Source organism: Clostridioides sp. ZZV14-6009 (assembly GCF_020658095.1).
Taxonomy (GTDB): Bacteria; Bacillota; Clostridia; order Peptostreptococcales; family Peptostreptococcaceae; genus Clostridioides.
The window spans coordinates 1-415 of the sequence record NZ_JAGWDG010000069.1; the positions used below are offsets into that span (position 1 = coordinate 1).

General features: G+C 29.6%; 1 protein-coding gene. It reads right to left on the reverse strand.

Annotated features, from left to right (window positions below):
- The coding region (locus KGF36_RS19925; protein ID WP_159065902.1) for a helix-turn-helix domain-containing protein at positions 1 to 84 on the reverse strand (84 nt) is incomplete at its 3' end.
- Positions 85 to 415: the final 331 nt, after the last annotated feature.

The following is a 415-nucleotide window of genomic DNA, read 5'->3' on the forward strand; positions in this document are numbered from 1 at the left end:
ACATCCAAAAGTTTTGTTAATTAACTCTTGCTGTTTTTTATTTGGATACATTCTAAACTTATAAGCTTTTTCCACTACTACCACCTCACTTTACTTGTTTTTTCTGATTATCTATATGGTATTGTACTAAATATACATATACTCTACCATGAGTCACTTCAATTTTTCATCACCTATCATAATATTAAAATATGCAATTACTTAAAACAAGTATTTTGAAGATTTTTTATATTTATTTTTAAATAACATATGTAAGAACCGTAAGTCTTAACTTTTATCATTTTTGAGGTTGTCGTTCACATAAGTTCGCTACTACCTATGCAGTTCTCTTATGAACTTCTTACACTTTCATGCAAGCACAGACTATATCTTATCCTTCGGCATTATCCGTTAAGGTCTACCCACTTCCACTACC